Origin of the sequence: Sphingomonas arabinosi, from assembly GCF_036663715.1 — a bacterium.
Lineage (GTDB): Bacteria > Pseudomonadota > Alphaproteobacteria > Sphingomonadales > Sphingomonadaceae > Sphingomonas.
In genome coordinates this window covers 429,279-450,899 of sequence record NZ_JAXOJN010000001.1, presented here as the reverse complement: position 1 = coordinate 450,899, position 21,621 = coordinate 429,279, and the positions used below count along the sequence as shown (strand labels likewise).

The following is a 21,621-nucleotide window of genomic DNA, read 5'->3' as shown; positions in this document are numbered from 1 at the left end:
CTGGTGGGGTGTTGGGGGGGCGCGTGGGGGGCCCCCCACCCCCCCCCCCCCGGGGGGTGGGGGGGGGGGCTGGGGCCCTGCCAAGCAGTGCTCCGCCCGGAACTACCCCTCACCCCAACCCTCTCCCCGGAGGGGAGAGGGAGCCAGAAGACTAAGTGCACTACCGGGTTGCGTTCATGATCTACGATATCCGCCACGTAACGACGTTCGATTACGGCGCCAGCGTCAAGTTCGCTCGCTGCAACCTCCGGTTGAAGCCGATCGACTGGCCGGGCCAACACCTGGATTCCTATGCGCTGTCGGTTCACCCCGCCGGCCGCACCAGCGCCGCGCGGGCCGAGGCGGGGCTTGCCAACGTCACGCGGCTGGTCGTCGACAGCCCGGTGCGGCACCTGACGATTGAGAGCCGGTCTCGGATGACGGTCGACCGCCTCGTACCCGTCCCCGACACGAGCGACCCGACGCTCGCCGAAGTCGCGGCGATGGCGCGCGCGAGCACCGATCTCTCCGCGGCGAGCCCGGCGAACTATATTTACCCATCCCCGCTGATCCCGCTCGACCAGGCGATCGCGGACTATTGCGCGGTCGATCTCGATCCGTCGCGCGGCGCGCTAGAGGCCGGGATCGCGCTCGCCCGGCGGATCCAGGAGGAGTTCGAATTCGACGCGGACGCGACGCTGGTCGATACGCCGCCGCACGAGGCGTTCCTGCAACGCAAGGGCGTGTGCCAGGATTTCGCGCAGATCATGATCACCGGGCTGCGCGCGGCGGGGCTGCCCGCGGCGTATGCGTCGGGCTATATCCGGACGATCCCCCCCGAGGGTCAGCCGCGACTGGTCGGGGCAGATGCAACGCATGCCTGGGTGCTGCTATGGTGCGGGCCGGTCCGCGGCTGGGTCGGCGTCGATCCGACCAACGGGATCTGGATGGCAAGCGACCACATCGTCATGGCCGTCGGCCGGGACTATGCCGAGATCGCGCCGGTCGACGGCGTGGTGCTCGGGTCGGGCGCGCAGAACATGGATGTCAGCGTGGACGTGGCGCCGCTGGACGAGGCCGTCGCGATCTGAGCGCCCCAGCCCACGTCATACGCACACGCGCAATTGCGTTGCGCGGGCGCTCGCCCCACATAGACGCGCAAGTAAGAATGGGGACGTAAGTGGCCGATCCGTACAAGACTCTGGGTGTAGCGCGCGACGCAACCGAAGCCGACATCAAGAAGGCGTACCGCAAGCTCGCAAAGGAGCTTCATCCCGATCGCAACAAGGACAATCCGAAGGCGTCGGAACGGTTCAGCACGGTGACCAACGCGTACGACCTGCTGAACGACAAGGACAAGCGCGCGCGCTTCGATCGCGGCGAGATCGACGGTGACGGCAATCCGGCCGCACCGTTCGGCTTCGGCGGTGGCGGCGGACGTCCCCAGCCCGGCGGCTTCCGCAGCGAAGGTTTTGAGACCGGCGCCGGCAGCCCCGACATGAGCGACATCTTCGAAGGGCTGTTCGGCGGCGCGCAGCGTGGCGGCGGCGGCGGTTTTTCGGGCGGCTTTGGTCGCCGGCCGCAGCCCAAGGGCGAGAATGCCGCGTATCGCCTGCAGGTCCCGTTCGTCGAAGCCGCGACGCTGGAGCCGCAGCGCGTGACGCTGGCCGACGGCAAGACGCTCGACCTGAAGCTCCCCGCCGGCGTCGAGACCGGCACGCAGATGAAGCTCGCCGGCAAGGGCGAACAGGGTCCGGGCGGCGCCGGCGATGCGATCCTCACGATCGAGGTCCAGCCGCACAAATTCTTCACGCGCGACGGCGACGACGTCCGCCTCGACCTGCCGATCACGCTGGCCGAGGCCGTCCTGGGCGGCTCGATCAAGGCGCCGACGGTCGACAAGCCGGTGATGTTGACGATCCCCAAGGGCACGACGTCGGGCAAGACGCTGCGTCTCAAGGGCAAGGGCTTCCACAAGAAGGGCGGCACGCGGGGGGACCAGCTGGTCACGCTGATGATCGACATTCCCGCCAGCGATGCGGCGCTGACCGCGTTCGTCGAAAGCTGGGACGGTCGCGAAGCCGGGAACCCGCGAGGGGCCATGGGCGTCTGAGCCCACGTGAACGAAAGCACCCTTACGCCCGAAGCACGGAGCCACCACCATGGCACCGCCCGCAACCGACTCGATCGCGGCATGGCGAAGGTCAGACCGGGCAGTTATGCGTTCGAAGTGACCAAGCGCGCGGCGGTCGGCGTGTTCAACGACGGCTTCATCCACGCGGGCAATCTGGCGTATCTCGCGCTGATGACGGTGTTCCCGTTCTTCATCGTCGCCGCCGCGATCCTGTCGGTCTTCGGACAGAGCGTCGAGACGGTGCGCGCCGTCGAGTCCTTCCTCAACGTCCTGCCGCCCAATGTCGGCGACTTGTTGCGCAAGCCGATCGCCGACGTGCTCGCCGCGCGGACCGGGTCGCTGCTGTGGCTGGGGGCGCTGGTCGGGCTGTGGACCGTCGGCAGTTTCGTCGAGACGATCCGCGACATCTTCCACCGCGCCTACGGGATCAAGGCGACCGCACCGTTCTGGAAGTCGCGGCTGGGATCGTCGTTCGTGATCGTCTGTTCGGTGATCATCGCGCTGCTCTCGTTCCTGGTACAGGGCATCCTGACCGCCGCCGAGCAGTTCATCTACCGTCTCCTCCCGTTCGCGCAGAACGCCGCGAGCTGGGTCGGGTTGTCGCGCCTGATCCCGGGCCTGCTGATGTTCGGGGCGCTGTACCTGCTGTTCTATTCGGTGACGCCGTCGCGCTATCGCTACTCGAAATGCCGCAAGTGGCCGGGTGCGTTGTTCACGACCGCCTGGTGGGTCAGCGCCACCGCGTTGCTGCCGATCGTGCTCTCCAGCCTCGGTGGCTACGACCTGACCTATGGCAGTCTCGCCGGCGTTGTCATAATGCTGTTGTTTTTCTACGTCATCGGGCTCGGGCTGGTATTCGGCGCGCATCTGAACGCGGCACTGGCGGAACCACCCGAAACAACGCTAGAGCAACCCGCTACGGATATGCAGGTATAGGCGGGGATGGCGTGAACGGTTTGATGGCGGGCAAGCGTGGGCTGATCATGGGCTTGGCGAACGATAAGTCGCTAGCCTGGGGGATCGCCAAAAAGCTGTCCGAAGCGGGCGCCGAACTCGCGTTCAGCTACCAGGGCGAGACGATGGAAAAGCGCGTTCGCCCGCTTGCCGAGCAGTTGGGCGTCGCGCGGCTGTTCGATTGCGACGTATCGGACATGGGCGCGCTCGGTGCGACCTTCGACAAGTTGGCGGAAGAATGGCCGACGATCGACTTCGTCGTCCACGCGATCGGCTTTTCGGACAAGAACGAGCTGCGCGGCCGGTTCGTCGATACCAGCCTCGACAACTTCCTGATGACGATGAACATCTCGGTCTATTCGTTCGTCGCGGTGGCGCAGCGCGCGGCCAAGATGATGACCGAGGGCGGCGCGATGCTGACGCTCAGCTATTACGGCGCCGAGAAGGTCATCCCGCATTACAACGTGATGGGCGTGGCCAAGGCGGCGCTCGAGACGAGCGTGCAGTATCTCGCGGTGGATCTCGGCCGCGACAACATTCGCGTCAACGCGATCTCGGCAGGTCCGATCAAGACGCTGGCCGCCAGCGGCATCGGCGATTTCCGCCTGATCCTGAAGTGGAACGAGCTGAACTCGCCGCTGAAGCGCAACGTGACGATCGACGACGTCGGCGGTGCGGGCCTGTACCTGCTGAGCGACCTCGCTTCTGGGGTCACGGGCGAGACGCACCACGTCGACGCCGGCTACAACGTGATCGGCATGAAAGCCGAAGACGCCCCCGATATCGCACTGGCATAAACCGAGAGAGATCGCGTCGACCTACCCCTCTCCCTTCAGGGGAGAGGGGGGGGCCCATGCGAAGCATGGGAGGGTGAGGGAATGAAACGGCCACCCGGCAACGCCCCGCGTGATCGTCAACGCGGTGCGCGCAAGGTGCCTACCGAACCTGAACACCAGCTATGGCAGATCCTGCGAAACCGTCAGCTAAGCGGTTTGAAGTTTCGTCGCCAGGTATGGCTCGGCCCCTACATCGTCGATTTCCTCTGCGCCGAAGTCCGGTTGGTCATCGAGATCGATGGCGACACGCACGCCTCGCCTGAAGCACAGGACTATGACAAACGGCGAACCGCGCTAATAGAGACCGAAGGCTACCGGGTATGCCGCTTCGGGAACGATGACGTGATGACCAATATCGATGGCGTGGCTGCGACGACTGTTGCGGTCGCCAACGAACCCTCACCCTCCCACCGCGTTGCGGCGGGCCCCTCCCTCTCCCCCAAGGGGAGAGGGTTTTGAGCTTCAACACGTTCGGGCGGCTGTTCCGCTTCACCACTTGGGGCGAGTCCCACGGTCCCGCTCTCGGTGCGGTGGTCGACGGCTGCCCACCGGGCATTGTGCTGAGCGAGACCGACATCCAGCCCTGGCTCGACAAGCGCCGCCCCGGCACGTCCCGCTTCACCACGCAGCGACGCGAGCCCGACACCGTCCGCATCCTCTCGGGCGTGTTCGAAGGCCGCACGACGGGCACGCCGATCAGCCTGATGATCGAGAATGTCGACCAGCGCTCCAAGGACTATTCCGACGTCGCCAAGGCGTATCGCCCCGGCCACGCCGACTACGCTTATGACGCGAAATACGGGTTCCGCGATTTCCGCGGCGGTGGCCGCTCGTCCGCGCGCGAGACCGCCGCGCGCGTCGCTGCCGGTGCAGTCGCGCGGCTCGTCGTGCCCCAGGTCCGTGTCCGCGCCTGGGTCGAGGCGATTGGTGGCGATGCTATCGATCCGGCAAAGTTCGACGACGCGCACATCGACCAGAACCCGTTCTTCTGCCCCGATGCCGAAGCGGCGCTCCGCTGGGAGGCACTCGTCGACGCCGCGCGGAAGTCCGGCTCGTCGCTCGGCGCGGTGATCGCATGCGAGGCGACCGGTGTCCCCGCCGGCTGGGGCGCGCCGCTCTACGCCAAGCTCGACTCCGAACTCGCCTCCGCCTGCATGACCATCAACGCGGTCAAGGGGATCGAGATCGGCGACGGGTTCGCCGCCGCCGCTTTGTCGGGCGAAGCCAACGCCGACCCGATGCGCCCCGGCATCGACGGCCCCGAATTCCTCGCCAACCATGCTGGCGGAATAGCCGGCGGGATCGCAACCGGCCAGCCGATCCGGCTGCGCGTCGCGTTCAAGCCGACCAGTTCGATCCTCACCCCGGTCGAGACGATCAGCCCGACCGGCGAGGCCGCGACGATCGCCACCAAGGGGCGTCACGACCCCTGTGTCGGCATCCGCGGAGTCCCCGTCGTAGAAGCGATGGTCGCCCTCGTTCTCGCCGACCAAGCATTGTTGCATAGGGGCCAGTGCGGCTGACCACGGAACATATGAAGCGTTGAAGCGCTTGCTCTTCAATAACTTAGGAGAGTGATAATGCGCATTCTAACTTCGATCGCAGCCGCAGCCCTGATTATCCCGGGCGTGGCGATGGCACAGACGACCGGCGGCACCGCTGGTTCGATGGGCGGCACCACGGGTGGCACGATGAGCGGCGGCACGATGGGTGGCTCGACCATGGGCGGCACGACCGGCGGCATGTCGACCGGCACGATGGATCAGGCCAATCCTTCGACGACCACGCAGTCGACCACCACGACGCGTACGCAACGTGGCACCACGGCACGTAGCCGTACGCGTGGCACGACTTCGGGCACGACTTCGGGCACGATGAACGGCACGACCCGTGGTACCGGCACGACAGGCAGCACGATGTCGGGCACGACCGGCAGCACGATGGGCGCCGACACGATGGGCGGCACCACGGGCACGACGACTGGTGGCATGGGCGGTACGATGGGCGGCACGACCACTGGTGGGACCATGGGTGGCACGACCACCGGTGGCACGATGGGTTCGACCACGGGTGGCACGACCACGCCGCGCTGATCCAGCCCTTCTCACGTAAATGAAAAGCCGGGCGAGCGATCGCCCGGCTTTTTGCGTATCAGTCAGAGAAGGGATCGCGGACGAGGATCGTATCGGCACGCTGCGGGCTGGTCGAGACCAACGTAACCGGACAGCGGATCAGCTCTTCGATGCGGCGAATATACTTGATCGCCTGCGCGGGCAGGTCGGCCCAGCTGCGCGCACCGGCGGTCGTTTCCTGCCAGCCTTCCATCGTCTCGTAGATCGGCTCGACCAGCGCCTGGTCAGCCGCGTGCGCGGGAAAATAATCGAGCGTCTCGCCGCGCAGCTTGTAGCCGGTACAGATCGAAACGGTCTCGAACCCGTCGAGCACGTCGATCTTGGTCAACGCGATCCCGGTGATGCCACCGACCGCCGCCGCCTGACGCACCAAAACCGCGTCGAACCAACCACAGCGGCGCTTCCGTCCCGTGACGGTGCCGAACTCATGGCCGCGAACGCCAAGCCGCTCGCCGGTCTCGTTCTCCAGCTCGGTCGGGAACGGCCCCGAACCGACGCGCGTCGTATAAGCCTTGGCGATACCAAGCACGAAGCCGACCGCGGATGGCCCGAGGCCCGACCCGCCGGCCGCTGCGCCTGCGATGGTGTTCGACGAGGTGACGAACGGATAGGTGCCGTGATCGACGTCGAGCAGCACGCCCTGCGCGCCCTCGAACAGGATGCGCTTGCCGGCCGAGCGCGCAGCGTTGAGATCGCGCCACACCGGCTTGGCGAACGGCAGCACGAACCCGGCGATCTCGCGGAGTTCGGCGATGAGGCGCTCGCGATCGATTGGCGGTTCGCCGAAGCCGGCGCGGAGTGCGTCGTGATGCGCGGTGAGGCGATCGAGCTGCGGCCCGAGACCGTCGAGGTGGGCGAGATCGCACACGCGGATCGCGCGGCGACCGACCTTGTCCTCGTAGGCAGGGCCGATGCCGCGGCGGGTGGTGCCGATCTTGCCAGCGCCGCTCGCATCCTCGCGCAGGCCGTCAAGATCGCGGTGGAACGGCAAGATCAGCGCGCAGGTATCGGCGATCCGCAGCGTTTCCGGCGTCGCGGTGACGCCTTGCGCGCCAAGCCGGGCGATCTCGTCCTTCAACGCCCAGGGATCGAGCACCACGCCGTTGCCGATGAACGACGGCGTGCCGCGGACGATACCCGACGGCAGCAGCGACAGCTTGTAGACGTTCTCGCCGACGACCAGCGTGTGGCCGGCGTTGTGGCCGCCCTGGAACCGCACGACCATGTCGGCACGCTCGGCGAGCCAGTCGACGATCTTGCCCTTGCCTTCGTCGCCCCATTGCGCGCCGATGACTGCTACGTTGGCCAAACTCTATCTCCTGAGGATTACGCGCAGCGCCTACAGCGCGCGGGGCTCGCCTGCTACCCATAGATGGGTGCAGACTTGTGCTTCGGGGGTGTCGCCGGCTTCGAGTGCCGCAACGGTGACCCAACCTTGCGCGCGCATTTGGGCGCCTTCGGTGGCGGGGGTGCCGAACGGGAGGAAGAGGCGGCGGCGATCAACGGTGGCGACTCGCTCGACGAGTGCATCGGCGAACAGCGAAAAGCCCGTCGCAGCTTCCTCTGCGCCGTTCTCGTGAACGACGGTGTAGGTGCCACCCCGCCCCACTTCACGCGCGCTGCCGTCGGCGAACAGCGAGAAGCCGAGCCAGCTCTGGTATTCGAAGCCGTGCCGCTCGGTCGGGTCGAGCGTCAGCGCCACGCGCCCGTCCAGTGCCTCGGCAATCCGCGCGAGACCGTCGAGGCGCGACGCGAGCGCGCCAGTCGTGTCGAACGCGCGGAGGCGGTCCATCGCCTGCTCGAACGGCCCGGCGGCTTCGATCAGGGGAAGATAGGCTGGCGCGAGTGCGGCGACGGCACCGGCGTCCTTGGCGTCGAGGCGGTCGCGCAAGGTGGCGATCTGCTCGGGCGCGACCGGGAGTGGTCCGGCGGCGAGCGTCGGTACCAGATCGGGCAGCGTGAAGTCGATCGAGGCGCCGGTGACGTCGGCTGCGGCGATCATGTCGACGGCGACGGCGACGAGTTCCTGCGCAGCGGCGACCGAGTCGAGACCGATGAGTTCGCAGCCGATCTGCCGGGTTTCACGGGCGGGGGCGAGCTGCGAGGCGCGCAGCTTCAGGACGGAGCCGGCGTAGCTGAGGCGCACCGGGCGCGGGTGGTGGCCCATGCGGGTGGCGGCGATCCGCGCTACCTGCGCGGTGATGTCGGGCCGGATCGCGAGCGTACGCTGCGAGACAGGATCGACGAAGCGCACGGCGTCGTGGAGCCCGCCTGCCTTCAGCCGCATCTCGAGCCCGTCGGCGAATTCGGCGAGCGGCGGATCGACGCGCTCGTAGCCGTGGAGCCGGGCTGCTTCGAGCACGCGAGCTTCCAGCGCCGCTGCCGAATCGGCGAACGGGGGGAGGCGATCTCGGAAACCTTCGGGGAGGAGTGCGGTCACTGCGCATGCTCCGTAGAGAGGGCTGCCGATATGACGCACCAAACCCCGTCCATCCCGGACATGATGTCGGCGTTGCTGAACCGTATCACGCGATATCCCTGTCTTTGCAGCCAATCCGTTCGGCTTTCGTCGCGCGCTTGGTCAACATGCGTATCGCCGTCAACCTCGATGATCAGTTTGGCGTCGCGCGCAGCAAAGTCGGCGATGTACGCGCCGATGACGAACTGGCGGGTGAATTTGGTGTTGCTTATCTGTCGACCACGGAGGTGACGCCAGAGCTTGGCCTCGGCGGGGGTGGGCTCGCGCCGCATCCCTTTGGCGCGATCGAGTAGAACGTCGTCGACCTTCACTGCTCCTGCTCCCTCTCCCCTCCGGGGAGAGGGCCGGGGTGAGGGGCGCCGCGAGCGCTGACCGCTCCAACTGCCCCTCACCCAACCCTCTCCCCGGAGGGGAGAGGGCTAAGTAAGTAACACCGTTAGAAGTTGAGGCCCATCGCGGTCTTCACGCCAGGAAGCGCACGAACCTTCGTCAACAGCTCCGGCGTGACCGCCTCGTCGACCGAGAGCAACAGCACCGCCTCGCCGCCTGCCGAACGACGCCCGAGATGGAACGTGCCGATGTTCACCCCAGCCTCGCCCAGCGCCGTCCCGAGACGACCGATAAAGCCCGGCGCATCCTCGTTGACGACATACAACATCGGCCCCGCCAGATCGGCCTCGATCTTGATCCCCAACAGCTCGACCAACCGCGGCGCAGAATCCCCGAACAGCGTCCCCGCCACCGATCGCTCGCCATCCTCGGTCTTCACCGAAACGCGGAGCAGCGTGTGGTAGTCCGCCTCGCGCTCGGTGCGGACTTCGCGGACTTCCAGACCACGCTCGCGCGCCAGCACGGGTGCGTTGACCATGTTGACGGTCGCGGTCTGCGTCTGGAGATACCCCGCCAGCACCGCGCTCACGATCGGCTTCGCGTTCAGCTCGGCCGCGGCGCCTTCGGTATGCACCGAAATCCGCGACACCGCGCCGGTGGTCAGCTGACCGACCAGCGACCCCAGCTTCTCCGCCAGCGCCATGTACGGCTTGAGCTTCGGCGCTTCCTCGGCCGACAGCGACGGCATGTTGAGCGCATTCGTAACGCCGCCCGACATCAGGAAATCGGCCATCTGCTCGGCGACCTGGATCGCGACGTTGACCTGCGCTTCCGTCGTCGACGCGCCGAGATGCGGCGTGCTGATGAAGTTCGGCGTGTTGAACAAAGGCGACGCCTTGGCGGGCTCCTCGACGAACACGTCGAGCGCCGCACCGCCGACCTGCCCCGAATCGAGCGCCGCCTTGAGCGCGACCTCGTCGATCAGGCCGCCGCGCGCGCAGTTGATGATGCGGACGCCCTTCTTGGTCTTGGCGAGCGCCTCGGCCGAGAGGATGTTGCGCGTCTGGTCGGTCAGCGGCGTGTGCAGCGTGATGAAGTCGGCGCGCGCGAGCAGTTCGTCGAGCGTGACCTTCTCGACGCCGATCTCGATCGCGCGCTCGGGCGTCAGGAACGGATCGAACGCGACGACCTTCATTTTCAGGCCGCGCGCGCGGTCGGCGACGATCGAACCGATATTGCCCGCACCGATCAGGCCGAGCGTCTTCGACGTCAGCTCGACGCCCATGAAGCGGTTCTTCTCCCACTTGCCGGCTTGCGTGGAAGCGTCAGCTTCCGGGAGTTGCCGGGCGAGCGCGAACATCAGCGCGATCGCGTGCTCGGCGGTGGTGATCGAGTTGCCGAACGGGGTGTTCATCACGACCACGCCCTTGGCCGAGGCGGCGGGGATGTCGACGTTGTCGACGCCGATGCCAGCGCGCCCGACGACCTTGAGGTTGGTGGCGTGCTCAAGGATTTCCTTGGTGACCTTGGTCGAGCTGCGGATCGCGAGGCCGTCATATTCGCCGATGATCGCCATCAGTTCGGCGGGCGTCTTGCCGGTGATCTCGTCGACCTCGACGCCGCGCTCGCGGAAGATCTGGGCGGCGCGGGGGTCCATTTTGTCGGAAATGAGGACTTTTGGCATGGGATTTCCTTCTTCTCCCTCTCCCCTCCGGAGAGAGGGTCGGGGTGAGGGGTGGTACGGGGAGGTGGCGCTATCGCTCCCTCTCCCCGTCGGGGAGAGGGCTGGGGTGAGGGGCTGTTCCGGGCGGAGCGCTGCGTGGCAGCCCCTCACCCAACCCTCTCCCCGAGGGGGAGAGGGCTTTAGATCAGGCGGCCTTGGCGGTGGCGTAGGCCCAGTCGAGCCAGGGGCCGAGCGCTTCGATGTCGGCGGTGTCGACGGTCGCGCCGCACCAGATCCGCAAACCCGGAGGCGCGTCGCGGTACCCGGCGACGTCGTACGCAGCCCCCGCCTTCTCCAGCGCCGCCGCCATCGCCTTGATCAGCGCCTCGTCCGCACCCTCGACCGTGAGACACACGCTGGTCTTCGACCGCGTCGCCGGATCGACCGCGAGATGGCCGAGCCAGTCGCGCTCCGCCACGATCTTGTCCAAAGCCGCGGCATTGGCATCCGAGCGCTTGATCAGACCATCTTCGCCGAGCGACTTCGCCCATTCGAGACTGAAGATCGCGTCCTCGACCGCGAGCATCGACGGCGTGTTGATCGTCTCGCCCTTGAACACCCCCTCAGTGAGCTTGCCCTTCGAGACGAGACGGAACACCTTCGGCAGCGGCCAGGCGGGGGTGTAGGTTTCCAACCGCTCGACCGCGCGCGGGCCCAGGATCAGCACCCCGTGCGCGCCCTCGCCGCCGAGCACCTTCTGCCACGAGAAGGTGGCGACATCGATCTTCGTCCAGTCGATGTCGTAGGCGAACACGCCCGACGTCGCATCGGCGAACGAGAGACCCTCGCGGTCGTCCGGGATCCAGTCCGCGTTCGGCACGCGCACGCCGCTGGTCGTGCCGTTCCAGGTGAACAGCACGTCGTTAGACCAATCGACCGCGCCCAGATCGGGCAGCTGGCCGTAATCGGCGCGGATCACGGTGGGATCGATCTTGAGCTGCTTGACCGCATCCGTGACCCAGCCCTCGCCGAAGCTTTCCCAAGCAAGCGCCGTCACCGGCTTCGCGCCCAGCATCGTCCACATCGCCATCTCATACGCGCCGGTGTCGGAGCCGGGGACGATGCCGATGCGGTGCGTATCGGGGAGCTTCAGCAGTTCGCGCATCAGGTCGATGCTGTACTGGAGGCGGGTCTTGCCGATTTTCGAGCGATGCGAGCGACCGAGCGATGCGGTGGCAAGCTTGTCCGCGGACCAACCCGGGGGTTTCGCGCAGGGACCTGAGCTAAAAAAAGGACGTGCCGGCTTGGTCGTCGGCAGCGTAGGCGCACCCGTGGCGGGGGCGTAGGTCGTATCCGTCAATGTATCTCTCCTCACAGAGAGCGCGCGCGGCGTTGGGACCGCGTGGCCCGTCGCCGGACCTAGCGGCGTTCGCGGGGGTGTCAACCTCTTCCCCTGCCGTTCGCCCTGAGCGAAGTCGAAGGATCCCGTCCCTGCGGCGACCCGTCCGTGCGGCGAGATGCTTCGACTTCGCTCAGCACGAACGGAGAAAGGGTGACAATCATGGCCAAGGGGAGGATTATACGCCCATGTATCGCGTATTTTGTTTCCTTATCGTCACCCTTCTGCTCGCCGCCTGCGGACGCGCCGATCGGCCCACCGCCCCCACCAAGACCCGCCCCAACCTGTCGGTGCCGAGCAATCGCGAGACCGCGCAATGCCTTGCCGATCTTCGCCAACTCCACGTATCGTTCCAGCTCCTGCCCGACCGTGAGACCGGTCCCGGTTGCGGTCTCGCCGGCACGGTCAAGCTGGTCGACATCGGCGTGCCGGTCGCCAACCTCACCGCGGTCCGCTGCGGCGCGGCGCGCGCGCTGATCGGCTGGACGCGCAACGCGGTCGCGCCGGCGGCGTACCAGATGCTCGGCAGCGAACTGGCGCGGATCGACAGCATGGGGAGCTATTCCTGCCGCAACGTCGTCGGCTCGGCACGCAATGCGAGCCGGCGGTCGGGGCATGCGATCGCCAACGCGATCGACATCGGCGGGTTCGTGCTGAAGGACGGGCGGCGTATCACCGTGCTCAACGACTGGAATTCGTCCGATCCGCAGGTCCGGCAGTTTCTCCAGACGGTGCGCGCCTCGGCATGCAAGCGGTTCGGCACGGTGCTGAGCCCGGACTACAACGCCGCGCACCGCAACCACCTCCACCTCGAAGACGATCGCGCGGGTTTCTGCCGCTGATGTTCTCCTGCGAACGCAGGAGCCTAGGGTCACGAACGCCGTCCTCCGTAACCCTGAATTCCTGCGTACGCAGGAAAACGGCAGTCTAGCCCTGCCCTCCCGTTTCCACTAATCGCGCCTGAATGACTGATACACGAGTACCATCGCGCGTTTTTCCGAACGCCAGCCAGGATGCCGAGTCCGCCCGCGACTCCGTCTCCACCCCGCAGACGCAGCACCCGCATTACCGGCTCGCCTTCCAGGACATGGATTTCCTGTTGCGCGAAGACCTGCGGCCGGTGCGGTTCCAGCTCGAATTGCTGAAGACCGAACTCGTCCTCGACGAGGCCAAGATCGGCTCGACCTTCGTCTTCTACGGCTCGGCGCGCATTCCCGAGCCGTCAAAGGCTCAGGCGCTGCTGAAGCTCGCAACCGACGAGAAGTCGAAGAAGATCGCCGAGCGGCTGGTCGAGAAGTCGAAATATTACGACGTCGCGCGTGAGCTGGCGGCAAAGGTCAGCGTGCTGCCGCGCGACGAGCGTGGCTGGCGGCAGTTCGTGGTGTGTTCGGGTGGCGGTCCGTCGATCATGGAAGCGGCGAACCGCGGCGCGGACGACGTCGGCGCCGAGTCGATCGGGCTCAACATCGTCCTCCCGCACGAGCAGGCGCCGAACCCGTATGTGACCCCGTCGCTGTCGGTGCAGTTCCACTATTTCGCGCTGCGCAAGATGCACTTCCTGCTCCACGCCCGCGCGCTCGCCGCGTTTCCGGGCGGGTTCGGGACGTTCGACGAGCTGTTCGAGCTGCTGACGCTGATCCAGACCGGCAAGATCCAGCCGATCCCCGTGCTGCTGTTCGGGCGCCAGTTCTGGGAGCGGGTCGTCAATTTCGATGCGCTGGTCGAGGAAGGCGTCGTCAGCGAGAAGGATCTCGGGATCTTCCGCTACGTCGAGACGGCCGACGAGGCCTGGGACGCCGTGCAATCGTTCTACCGCGAGCGCGCCGAGAAGGAAGCCGCGGAGGGCTGAGTTTCCCGGAGTGTGAAGGCACCCCTTCTACTCCCTCTCCCCTCCGGGGAGAGGGTCGGGGTGAGGGGCTGCCAAGCAGTGCAGCGCCCGGTACTGGGGCGCCCCCCCCCCCCCCCCCCCCCCCGGGGGGGGGGGGGGGGGGGGGGGGCCCCGCCAAGCAGTGCAGCGCCCGGTACTGCCCCTCACCCCAGCCCTCTCCCCGAAGGGGAGAGGGAGTCGGTCGCTCTACTTCTCCGAGCGGGCACCCTTGCGGGCTGCTTCGGGATCGACCGACGGTGCACCCGAGGCGGGCGTGCCGGTGTTGGCGATGTCGGCGGTCGGCGCACCTTCGGTGGCTGCGGCCTCCGCCGCATTCGCGGTCGCAGGCTGATCCTCCGCTGCCGCATCCTTAGCCGCCGGCGCAGCGCCCGCGGCGGGCGCCGCCGGCAGGGGAAGATTCGAACCCTGCTGGTTGAGATACAAGATCACGTTGGCGCGATCCTGTGCATTGCCCAGCCCGGCGAACGTCATCTTGGTGCCCGGTGCGAATTTGCGCGGCGACGTCAGCCACGCGTTCATCTTGTCGAAGTCCCAGGTTCCACCGACGCCGGCCAGCGCCGCGGAAAACGCGAACCCGTTCTTGCCCTTGGCGATAGCCTCGCCGATGGTGCCGTACAGGTTCGGCCCGATACCGTTCGCGCCACCCTGGTTGATGGTGTGGCACGCGGCGCACTTCTTGAAGACTTCGGCGCCCTTGGCGGCGTCGGCGGTCGGCAGCAGCGAAGCGATCGGAACCTCGGCAGCGCCGCCCTCCGCGCCCTCGGCCGCGACACCCTCGATAGCATAGCCCATCTTCTCGGGGCGCTCGCCGTGGAAGATCATCCCACCGACGATCGACAGTCCGAGTGCCGCACCACAGCCTGCGAGCACCCAGCCGGCGATCGTATTGGTCCGATTGTCCATCTTGCGCATCCGCCCTGTTCTGTTTGGGACAGCCATAGAAAACGCAGACGCGCACCGCAAGCCGCGCTTGTATGGCGCGCGTCTATGGCGCGCGTGTATGGGGTGGCCGGCGCTTCACGCGGCTTGAACAGGCAAGCAGCCCGCCTTAGGCGCTGGAGGCATGGAAAACTTCGCCGCACCCGCCCGCCCGATCGTCGCGCGGATGACCGAGGCCGCCGCCGCCGAGCCGGCGCGCGCCGTCGCGTTCCAGGGCGCACCGGGCGCGAACAGCCATGTCGCTGCGGTCGAAGCGTTCCCGGACGGCCTGCCCCTGCCCTGCTTCGATTTCTCCGATGCGATCGACGCGGTGAAGGACGGTCGCGCCGATTGCGCGATCATTCCAATCGAGAATTCGCTGCATGGCCGCGTCGCCGACATCCATTTCCTGCTCCCCGAATCGGGTCTGATGATCACCGGCGAGCATTTCCTGCCGATCCGTCATGCGCTGATGGGCCCCGGACCGCGCGACGGTATCCGCCAGGCGATGAGCCATCCGCAGGCGCTCGGGCAGTGCCGGCATTGGCTGAAGGCGCACGGGATCGAACCGGTGAGCTATCCAGACACCGCAGGGGCTGCGGCGGTGGTGGCGGAGTTGGGCGACCCGGCGATCGCCGCGCTCGCGCCGCCCGCCGCGGCCGGGCTCTACGGGCTGGACCTGCTCGCGACGGATATTGCCGATGCGGACCACAACACGACGCGGTTCGTGGTGCTGGCACGCGGCAGCAAGCCGCCCGCGGCGCAAGACCCGGTCGGCGGAGCGTGGATGACGACGCTGATCTTCGAAGTGCGGAACGTGCCGGCCGCGCTCTACAAGGCGGTAGGCGGCTTCGCGACCAACGGGGTGAACATCACCAAGCTAGAAAGCTATCAACGCAACGGCAGCTTCTCAGCGACGGAATTCTACGCGGACGTGGTCGGAAAGCCGGGCGACGCGAACCTAGACCATGCGCTGGAGGAGCTAGGCTTCCATTCCAAATGGCTTCGGGTGCTAGGCACCTACCGCCAAGCGCGCCCGCGAGGCTGACCTTCCTCCCCCCTCCCTGGAAGGGAGGGGTTGGGGGGGGCTCGGGTTCCGCACATCCGGACCGTTGGGGCTAAAGCCGGCCAACCCACCCCCGGCCCCTCCCTGTCAGGGAGGGGGGAAGGTCAGTTCGCCGTAGGAAGGCGCAGTCGTAATGCCTGCGGGTGCTGGGAACATACCGCCAAGCGCGCCCCCGGGCTGACCTTCTTTCTCCCCTCCCTGAAAGGGAGGGGTCGGGGGTGGGTCGGGTTCCGCACATCCCGACCGTTGGGGCTAAAGCTAGCCGACCCACCCCCGGCCCCTCCCTTTCAGGGAGGGGAGAAGTTCAGTTCGCCGCGGGCAACCTCAGCCGCACCAGCAACCCGCCTAGGTCCTCGCTCTCCTCAAGCGCTACCGTCCCCTCATAAATCTCCGCCACGTCACGCACGATCGCCAACCCCAGCCCGGTCCCCGGCTTCCCCGTATCCAGCCGCACACCGCGATCGAAGATACGCACCCGCTCCTCCTCCGGAATCCCCACGCCGTCGTCCTCGACCAGGAACTCCACGAAACCCGACTGCGCGCCGACCGTCACGAATACGCTGCCGCCACCATATTTCGCCGCGTTCTCGATCAAATTACCCAGCATCTCATCGAGATCCTGCCGCTCGACATGCACCTGAAGCCCACGCGGCCCGGTCACGTCGATGCGGACATGCCGGTACAGCCGCCCAACCGCCCGCTCGACCGACTCCAGGCTGGGCCAAACGTCCGCGCGACTATGCGCAGACCCACGCCGCCCGACCGCCCGAGCCCGCGCGAGGTGGTGATCCACCTGGCGCCGCATCGTCCGCGCCTCGCGAATGACGGTGTCGGCGAGATCGTCCGACTGCGCCGTCGCTGCGTTCATGATCACCGTCAGCGGCGTCTTGAGCGCATGCGCGAGGTTCCCTGCATGCCGCCGCGCTTCCTCCGCCTGACGCTCATTATGCTCGATCAGCGCGTTCAGTTCCTCGACCATCGGCGCGACCTCGACCGGCATCGCGCTCGACACGCGGTTCGACTGGCCGGCGCGCATCCGGGCGATCTCCTCGCGCACCCGACGCAACGGCCAGAGCCCGTAGAAGGTCTGGAGCGCCGCCATCACGATCAACCCCAGCGCGAGCAGCGCGAAGCTGCGCACCAGCGTGCGTCGCAACGTCGTGATCTGCGCGTCGAGGCCGTCACGGCTCTGCGCGACCTGGAAGCGCCAATGCACCTTCGATCCGGGGATCACCGCGTCGCGCTCGACCACCCGCAGCTTCTCGTCGGGAAACTGCGTGCTGTCATAGAAATGCGCGTTGCGGTCGTCATGCGGACCGCCGAACGCGAGCCGGCGATCCCATAGCGAGCGCGACGGGAAATCCTCGCGCCCCTTGCCCGACACCTGCCAATACAGCCCCGAATACGGCTCGACGAAGCGCTGGTCGGCGGCGGCCTCGCGCGAGAAGATCACCTCGCCGTCGGGACCGATCTCGGACGAATTGAGCAGCGACCGCAGCACATATTCGAGCTGGTCGTCGAAATTGCGCGTCACCGCCGCCGACAACACCCGGTCGAGCGCAAACCCGCCACCGCTGAGCAGCACGACGATCCACACCGCCGCGATCAGGATCATCCGCCGCGACAGCGAACCCTTCACGGCGGCGGGCACACGAAGTGGCGCCTCCGCGTTGAGGGGAGCAAGGGTCGGCACGCTGTCCATGACGGGACCGATCAGGCGTCCGGATCTTCGAGGCTATAGCCGAGGCCGCGGATCGTCGTGATCACGTCCTGGCCGAGCTTCTTGCGGATGCGCGTCACGAACACCTCGATCGTGTTCGAATCGCGATCGAAATCCTGGTCGTAGATATGCTCGATCAACTCGGTGCGGCTGACGACCTTGCCCTTGTGGTGTAGCAGGTAGCTCAGCAGCTTGTATTCCTGCGCGGTCAGCTTCACCGGCTCGCCGGCACGCGTGACCTTGCCGCTGCGCGTGTCGAGCCGGATGTCGCCCGCGGTCAGCTCGGACGAGGCATTCCCCGACGCACGGCGGATCAGTGCACGCAGGCGCGCGATCAGTTCCTCGCTCTGGAACGGCTTGGCGACGTAATCGTCCGCGCCTGCATCGAGCCCGGCGACCTTGTCGGACCAGCTGTCGCGTGCGGTCAGCACCAGCACGGGCATCGTCTTGCCCTCCTTGCGCCAGCGATCGAGCACCGTCAGCCCGTCGATCTCCGGCAGGCCGAGATCGAGCACGACCGCGTCGTAATTCTCGGTCGAGCCAAGGAAATGCCCCTCCTCGCCATCGACCGCGAGATCGATCGCATAGCCGGCCCCTTCCAGGGTATTCTTCAATTGCTGGCCGAGATTCGGCTCGTCCTCGACGATCAGAACGCGCATGATAATCCTCTCGATTGGGGTTTTCAGCGACCCGTGCGGCCGACGATCTGGCCGTTGCGGCCATCGACGTCGACCCAGATGACGGTTCCATCGCGCAGGAATTTCAGCGTGTAAATGGCGCTGCCCGAATCATAGTCCGACCCGAGATACTGGGCGCCCCGCATCGTCGGGATCACGCGCGACTCGATCTCCCGCAACGACGGCGCTCCGGTCTTGCGCGCCTGCAACGCCGACATCTGGTCGCTGCGGCGTTGGTCCCCGCCCGCCAGCATCGGCGCGGCGCCCATCAGGAACGGCGCGGCAGCCAGGGTTGCCGCCAAGGTCGCAGGGAAAAGCAACATCTTCATGGCCGTGGCATAGCCGCCACGCGTTGAACAGCCTGTGAATGGTGGCGCTCTCACAGTCGCGACACAGTGTAACTTGCCTGCATCACTTCGCCCCCCTACGTGGCGCGGACATGGCAGCACCAATCTTAGCATTCGAAGGCCTCGGACTCGTCCAGGGCTCGGGATGGCTCTTTCGCAACCTCGACATCCACATCGGACCGCGCGACCGGCTCGCGCTGATCGGCCGCAACGGCGCCGGCAAGACGACCTTGCTCAAGCTGCTCGGTGGCAGCGTGATCGCCGACGAGGGGCGTCGGACGATCGTCCCCGGCACCCGCGTCGTGATCCTGGAGCAGGAGCCCGATCTCCGCGGCTTCGCAACCCTTCGCGATTACGTGATGGCGGGCGACGATGCGCCGGTGAACTACGAGGCAGATTCGATCGCGGATCAGCTCGGCATCGACCTGTCGCGCGAGGCTGCCTCGGCCTCGGGAGGCGAGCGGCGCCGCGCGGCGATCGTCCGTGCGCTGTCGCAGGACCCCGACGTGCTGCTGCTCGACGAGCCGACCAACCATCTCGACATCGGCGCGATCGAGTGGATCGAGGATTGGCTTAAGCGCTTCCGTGGCGCGTTCGTCGTCATCAGCCATGACCGTACCTTCCTGACGCGCCTCACCAAGCAGACGCTGTGGCTCGATCGCGGCGCGATCCGACGCGCGGAGATCGGTTTCGGCGGGTTCGAGGCGTGGACCGAACAGGTCTATGCCGAGGAACAGCGCCAGGCCGAGAAGCTCGATGCGCGCCTCAAGCTGGAGGAGCATTGGCTGCTCCGCGGCGTCACTGGGCGGCGCAAGCGCAACCAGGGTCGCCTGACCAAGCTGCACGAGATGCGCGCCGAACGCGCGTCGATGATCGGGCCGCAGGGCTCGGCAAACCTGACCACCAGCAGCGACGACACCAAGTCGAAGGTCGTGATCGACGCCAAGAACGTCACCAAGGCCTACGGCGACCGCACGATCATCGGCGATCTGACGCTCCGGGTCACCCGCGGCGACCGCATCGGCATCGTCGGCCGCAACGGTGCTGGCAAGTCGACGCTGCTGAAGCTGCTGACCGGTGAGATCGAACCGGACAGCGGCACGATCAAGCTGGCGAAGACCTTGGACGCGGTCGTGATCGACCAGCAGCGCAGCCTGATGGCGCCTGAGAAGACCGTCCGCGAAGTCGTCGTCGACGGCGGCGAATGGATCGACGTACTCGGCGTTCGGAAACACATCCACGGGTATCTGAAGGACTTCCTGTTCGACCCGAACATGGTCGACGCGAAGATCGGTTCGCTGTCCGGGGGCGAGCGGTCACGCCTGTTGCTCGCGCGCGAATTCGCCAAGCCGTCGAACCTGCTGGTGCTCGACGAGCCGACCAACGACCTCGATCTCGAAACGCTCGACCTGTTGCAGGAAGTGATCGGCGACTATGACGGCACCGTCCTCATCGTCAGCCACGATCGCGACTTCCTCGACCGGACCGTGACGATCACGCTCGGGCTCGACGGCTCGGGAACAGTCGATGTCGTCGCGGGCGGGTATGAGGATTGGGAAAAGCGTCGCGTCTCGACAACCACCGGCAAGCGTGCGTCGAAGAAGGTCTCGGCGACGGCGCCGGCCGCTGCAGCTCCCCGCGCGAAACTGACCTACAAGGACCAGCGCGATTACGAGCTACTGCCCAAGCGAATCGAGGAACTCGACGCGCAGATGGCAGCCGACGCGGTCAAGCTCGCCAAACCGGATCTATATATGCGCGACAATGCGACGTTCGCGAAACTGACGAAGGCGATCGAAACGGCTCGCGCGGAGAAGGAAGCCGCCGAACTACGCTGGCTGGATCTCGCCGAGATGGTCGAAGGCGCGTCGATAACAGGTTAAACCGTAATGAGTTTACGTCGGAACTCGTTGACAAATGTTGCGTTGCGATACATGGAACGACGACTATTTTGGAGATGTTTATGAAGCTCAAGGCCCTTACCGGCAGCGCACTTGCCGTTGCAATGATGACCACCTCGGTTGCAGCGTCGGCTGCTCCTGCCAGCCTGTCGGTTGCGAACGCACGCACCGGTTCGGCAACGTCCGGCAAGAACGAGCTCGCTGGCGGCGGCGGCATCTTCGCAATCCTGATCGCAGCTGGCGTTGCAGCGATCGGCGTCATCGCGATCGTCAAGGACGATAACGACAACGATTCGGACAGCAACTGATGTTGCCGGGCCGGCGCTTTGGCGCCGGCCCACCGTTTCGCGTTCTACAAAGCCTTGCCAGCACGACCGGCTAGATCGACTATATATTGCCACGCGACCCGACCCGACCGGCTGCCTCGACGTGTTGCCCAACCGATGGCCTGGCCCGGTTCGAACTCCAGATCATGTGTCGCCGCGTAGGCCGCAACGATCGCCAGATACCCCTCCTGATCGAGCGCATGGAAGCCCAGGCTCAGGCCGAAGCGATCCGAAAGCGCCAGATGATCGTCCGCCGAATCGCGCGGGTTGATCGCGCTTTCCTGCTCTGCGATGTCCCGCGGCGCCAGATGCCGCCGATTGGCAGTGACCAGCAATCGCACATTGGCAGGTCGCGGCTCCGCCCCGCCTTCCAGCATCGACCGCAGCGCACGCGCCTCGGCCGGAACATCGAATCCCAGATCGTCGACGAACACGACGAACGCCCGATCGACTTGCGTCAGGGCCGCGAACAGCGTCGGCAACCCGTCAAGCTCGGTTACCTCGACCAGCGCGATATCGCCGCCCGTCCGCTGCACGTCTGCCACGGCGCTTTTGACGAGTGCCGACTTGCCGGTTCCCCGCGCGCCCCACAGCAGAACGTCCTGCGCGGCATGGCCGTCCGCGAGGTGACGCAGATTGGCAATCAGCGACGCCTTCTGCCGATCGACTCCGATCAGCATATCCAGCGGCAACGGCGCAAAACCGCGAGCCGGCTGCAGCACGCCGCCACGCCACACATAGGCAGGATGCGCGCGCGGATCGGCGGCCGGCGGCGGCGGTGGCGACAGGCGCTCGAGTGCGGCGGCGATGCGGTCCAGCGGATCGGTCATGCCCGGCTTCTGACGACAGGCCCCCTTGGAGGCAAGGGTTCG

At 66.6% G+C, this 21,621-nt stretch carries 22 protein-coding genes; 12 read left to right on the top strand and 10 right to left on the bottom strand.

All coding sequences use genetic code 11. The features are described from left to right. The first annotated feature begins 176 nt into the window (after positions 1 to 176). From U1708_RS02070 to U1708_RS02040, 7 genes are all read left to right on the top strand, one after another. A complete protein-coding gene (locus tag U1708_RS02070; RefSeq protein WP_332742217.1) occupies positions 177 to 1,070 on the top strand; it encodes a transglutaminase family protein in 894 nt (297 codons plus the stop codon). 89 nt (positions 1,071 to 1,159) lie between these two features. Next, positions 1,160 to 2,092, top strand: coding sequence for a DnaJ C-terminal domain-containing protein (locus tag U1708_RS02065; RefSeq protein ID WP_332742215.1), 933 nt, complete (start codon positions 1,160 to 1,162; stop codon positions 2,090 to 2,092). Between the two features lie 81 nt (positions 2,093 to 2,173). Beyond that, positions 2,174 to 3,049 (top strand): YihY/virulence factor BrkB family protein, encoded by an 876-nt coding sequence (locus tag U1708_RS02060; protein ID WP_307089396.1) that lies wholly within the window; start codon positions 2,174 to 2,176, stop codon positions 3,047 to 3,049. Between the two features lie 11 nt (positions 3,050 to 3,060). Beyond that, positions 3,061 to 3,864, top strand: coding sequence for an enoyl-ACP reductase FabI (gene fabI, locus U1708_RS02055; RefSeq protein WP_332742213.1), 804 nt, complete (start codon positions 3,061 to 3,063; stop codon positions 3,862 to 3,864). Between the two features lie 81 nt (positions 3,865 to 3,945). Continuing rightward, on the top strand, positions 3,946 to 4,362 hold the full coding sequence (locus U1708_RS02050; RefSeq protein ID WP_332742211.1) for an endonuclease domain-containing protein: 417 nt from the start codon (positions 3,946 to 3,948) through the stop codon (positions 4,360 to 4,362). After that, positions 4,359 to 5,426 carry a chorismate synthase gene (gene aroC / locus U1708_RS02045; RefSeq protein ID WP_332742209.1) on the top strand — a complete coding sequence of 356 codons (1,068 nt, stop codon included), beginning with the start codon at positions 4,359 to 4,361 and terminating at the stop codon, positions 5,424 to 5,426. The genes U1708_RS02050 and aroC overlap by 4 nt, the downstream gene beginning before the upstream one ends. A gap of 57 nt (positions 5,427 to 5,483) precedes the next feature. Next, a complete protein-coding gene (locus U1708_RS02040) occupies positions 5,484 to 5,996 on the top strand; it encodes a hypothetical protein (RefSeq protein ID WP_332742206.1) in 513 nt (170 codons plus the stop codon). Positions 5,997 to 6,054: 58 nt separating this feature from the next. Here U1708_RS02040 and U1708_RS02035 read toward each other — a convergent pair whose 3' ends face one another. From U1708_RS02035 to U1708_RS02015, 5 genes are all read right to left on the bottom strand, one after another. After that, positions 6,055 to 7,344, bottom strand: a complete 1,290-nt coding sequence (locus U1708_RS02035; RefSeq protein WP_332742204.1) for an adenylosuccinate synthase — start codon at positions 7,342 to 7,344, stop codon at positions 6,055 to 6,057. A gap of 30 nt (positions 7,345 to 7,374) precedes the next feature. Beyond that, a complete protein-coding gene (locus U1708_RS02030) occupies positions 7,375 to 8,475 on the bottom strand; it encodes an ATP phosphoribosyltransferase regulatory subunit (protein ID WP_332742202.1) in 1,101 nt (366 codons plus the stop codon). Further along, complete coding sequence (locus U1708_RS02025) at positions 8,472 to 8,825, bottom strand: endonuclease domain-containing protein (protein ID WP_332742200.1); 354 nt, start codon at positions 8,823 to 8,825, stop codon at positions 8,472 to 8,474. Before U1708_RS02025 ends, U1708_RS02030 begins: the two co-directional genes overlap by 4 nt. 125 nt (positions 8,826 to 8,950) lie before the next feature. Further along, positions 8,951 to 10,528 carry a phosphoglycerate dehydrogenase gene (gene serA, locus U1708_RS02020; RefSeq protein ID WP_332742198.1) on the bottom strand — a complete coding sequence of 526 codons (1,578 nt, stop codon included), beginning with the start codon at positions 10,526 to 10,528 and terminating at the stop codon, positions 8,951 to 8,953. A gap of 184 nt (positions 10,529 to 10,712) precedes the next feature. Further along, positions 10,713 to 11,867, bottom strand: coding sequence for a phosphoserine transaminase (locus U1708_RS02015; protein WP_332742197.1), 1,155 nt, complete (start codon positions 11,865 to 11,867; stop codon positions 10,713 to 10,715). A gap of 227 nt (positions 11,868 to 12,094) precedes the next feature. Here U1708_RS02015 and U1708_RS02010 point away from each other — a divergent pair, with 227 nt between their 5' ends. Together U1708_RS02010 and U1708_RS02005 are read left to right on the top strand one after the other, a co-directional pair. Beyond that, positions 12,095 to 12,748, top strand: coding sequence for an extensin family protein (locus U1708_RS02010; RefSeq protein ID WP_332742195.1), 654 nt, complete (start codon positions 12,095 to 12,097; stop codon positions 12,746 to 12,748). 122 nt (positions 12,749 to 12,870) lie between these two features. Continuing rightward, positions 12,871 to 13,755, top strand: a complete 885-nt coding sequence (locus U1708_RS02005; protein WP_056484830.1) for an LOG family protein — start codon at positions 12,871 to 12,873, stop codon at positions 13,753 to 13,755. Positions 13,756 to 13,980: 225 nt separating this feature from the next. Here U1708_RS02005 and U1708_RS02000 read toward each other — a convergent pair whose 3' ends face one another. Beyond that, the gene (locus U1708_RS02000) at positions 13,981 to 14,697 is read right to left on the bottom strand and encodes a c-type cytochrome (protein ID WP_332742192.1); all 717 of its coding nucleotides are present in this window, start codon (positions 14,695 to 14,697) and stop codon (positions 13,981 to 13,983) included. A 160-nt stretch (positions 14,698 to 14,857) separates the two neighbouring features. Between U1708_RS02000 and U1708_RS01995 the strand changes: the two genes are divergently transcribed. Beyond that, positions 14,858 to 15,760, top strand: coding sequence for a prephenate dehydratase (locus U1708_RS01995; protein ID WP_332742189.1), 903 nt, complete (start codon positions 14,858 to 14,860; stop codon positions 15,758 to 15,760). A 322-nt stretch (positions 15,761 to 16,082) separates the two neighbouring features. Here the strand turns inward: U1708_RS01995 and U1708_RS01990 are convergent, their stop codons facing one another. The 3 genes from U1708_RS01990 to U1708_RS01980 form a co-directional block, all read right to left on the bottom strand. Continuing rightward, on the bottom strand, positions 16,083 to 17,393 hold the full coding sequence (locus U1708_RS01990; RefSeq protein WP_307089397.1) for a sensor histidine kinase: 1,311 nt from the start codon (positions 17,391 to 17,393) through the stop codon (positions 16,083 to 16,085). A 98-nt stretch (positions 17,394 to 17,491) separates the two neighbouring features. Further along, positions 17,492 to 18,157: a response regulator transcription factor gene (locus U1708_RS01985; protein WP_056061146.1), complete on the bottom strand. Its 666-nt coding sequence runs from the start codon at positions 18,155 to 18,157 to the stop codon at positions 17,492 to 17,494. A 23-nt stretch (positions 18,158 to 18,180) separates the two neighbouring features. After that, entirely contained in the window at positions 18,181 to 18,504 is a 324-nt protein-coding gene (locus U1708_RS01980) for a hypothetical protein (protein ID WP_307087083.1), read from the bottom strand. A 110-nt stretch (positions 18,505 to 18,614) separates the two neighbouring features. Here U1708_RS01980 and U1708_RS01975 point away from each other — a divergent pair, with 110 nt between their 5' ends. Together U1708_RS01975 and U1708_RS01970 are read left to right on the top strand one after the other, a co-directional pair. Further along, positions 18,615 to 20,405, top strand: a complete 1,791-nt coding sequence (locus U1708_RS01975; RefSeq protein ID WP_332742183.1) for an ABC-F family ATP-binding cassette domain-containing protein — start codon at positions 18,615 to 18,617, stop codon at positions 20,403 to 20,405. Positions 20,406 to 20,485: 80 nt separating this feature from the next. Continuing rightward, positions 20,486 to 20,731, top strand: a complete 246-nt coding sequence (locus U1708_RS01970) for a hypothetical protein (RefSeq protein ID WP_332742181.1) — start codon at positions 20,486 to 20,488, stop codon at positions 20,729 to 20,731. Between the two features lie 44 nt (positions 20,732 to 20,775). Here the strand turns inward: U1708_RS01970 and U1708_RS01965 are convergent, their stop codons facing one another. After that, the gene (locus U1708_RS01965) at positions 20,776 to 21,579 is read right to left on the bottom strand and encodes a DUF815 domain-containing protein (RefSeq protein ID WP_332742179.1); all 804 of its coding nucleotides are present in this window, start codon (positions 21,577 to 21,579) and stop codon (positions 20,776 to 20,778) included. Positions 21,580 to 21,621 lie beyond the last annotated feature (42 nt).